2 protein-coding genes are annotated in these 1,724 nt (G+C 41.4%); both read left to right on the forward strand.

What is annotated here, in order from left to right; all coding sequences use genetic code 11:
* Positions 1–216, forward strand: a 216-nt coding sequence (locus tag PX484_RS18915; RefSeq protein ID WP_288105105.1) for a glycine--tRNA ligase subunit alpha, incomplete at its 5' end; no start/stop codon positions are given.
* A 485-nt stretch (positions 217–701) separates the two neighbouring features.
* Positions 702–1,724 (forward strand): lipoxygenase family protein (locus PX484_RS18920; protein ID WP_288105107.1); only part of this gene is annotated, 1,023 nt, incomplete at its 3' end.

The raw sequence follows: 1,724 nt of genomic DNA on the forward strand, positions 1-1,724 counted from the left end.
GAAGCTAAACAATTAATCGATCGCTCTCTGGTGATTCCCAGTCTAGATTATGTTCTCAAATGTTCCCATACTTTTAATTTACTCGATGCTAGAGGTGTGATTGCTGTAGCTGAAAGAACCCGTTATATCGGCAGAATTCGCCATTTAGCGCGACAGGTTGCTCAATTGTATTTACAGCAACGAGAAGCTTTAGGTTTTCCCCTACAAACGGTTTAGCAATCAGTTATTCTAGCCGTCAGCCTTTTCAGTAACCAGTAATCAGCTATCAGTTAAGCTGTTCGTAATTTAAATTGCTTGTTGAGACGAGGCAAGAGGCACTCTTGCAAGAGGCAACAGTAAAGGGATTGGGGGAGATTCGGCTAATCTTAAGAATCAGCGCTTTAAATGCGTCTTAGCTTATCAGATGCGAGTTTTCAGTTCACTGTTTACTGTTCACTGATAAAATCTCTCCAACCTCAAACCAGTAATTTTGCACCTCATCAGTCAGAGAATTAATATATTAAGTTTTACAAACAGAGGCGATATTTCTGCAATCTAACCAGGTTCTACCGGTATATTAGTGGGTGACACTATATCTAGCCGGTAATTCGCCTCAAAAGACCCTTTTGTTGGAGGTAATTCTTTACTTTGACTAGCCTATTAGTGCCAGGAAAAAGACTAAGTTTTTTAAGTTCTAATTTTTTAGACAAGGAGTTACTTTGATGATACCATCGCTACCCCAAAATGATGCTGATTCTATCAAACGACAAGAATTACTACAAAGACAAAAACAAGTCTACATCTATGATTCCGTTAGTGGTATCACCCTCGTCAAAGATTTACCTGCCCAAGAAAATTTCTCTATTTCCTATCAATTAATGCTGCGTAAAGGCTTGAGTGCTTTAATTGCCAATAGCGTGGCCACGAAAATAGAAAATGTCTTTGATCCCTTTGACAAATTAGAAGATTACGAACAACTTTTTCCTCTCCTTCCCAAACCCACAAGTATTAAAACTTGGCAATCTAACACAAGTTTTGCCTACCAAAGATTAGCGGGATTAAATCCCATGGTCATCCGCGGGATTAGCAGCATACCGGATAATTTCCCCGTCAGCGATGCTATCTTCCAAAAAGCCATGGGACCCGATAAAACCATTGCCTCGGAAGCCGCTAAGGGTAACTTATTTCTAGCAGATTATGCCCCCCTAAACAACCTAACTTTAGGCAGTTATCAAAGGGGTATGAAAACCGCAACAGCACCTCTTGTCCTTTTCTGTTGGCGTGCTAGGGGTTTACGGGGTCAAGGGGGATTAGTACCGGTTGCCATTCAATTGTATCAGGATCCGACCGTACCTAATCAGCGCATCTATACCCCCGATGACGGACTTAATTGGTTAATGGCGAAGATTTTCGTGCAAATTGCCGACGGAAATCATCATGAATTAGTTAGTCATCTCAGCCATACCCATTTAGTAGCGGAAGCTTTTGTTTTAGCCACAGCTACCGAGTTAGCACTCAATCATCCTCTGGCAATTCTATTAAAACCTCATTTTCAATTTACCCTCGCTATTAATACTTTAGCCGAGAGCGAGTTAATTAGCCCAGGCGGATTCGTTGATCGTCTATTAGCGGGGACGCTAGAAGCATCTATCGAGATAATTAAGACTTCCTATCGTCAAAGATTGGATAATTTCGCCGATTATACCCTACCCAAGCAATTAGCCTTCCGCCAAGTCGATGATACC

The organism is Microcystis sp. M49636_WE2, assembly GCF_030065375.1.
Lineage (GTDB): Bacteria > Cyanobacteriota > Cyanobacteriia > Cyanobacteriales > Microcystaceae > Microcystis > Microcystis aeruginosa_C.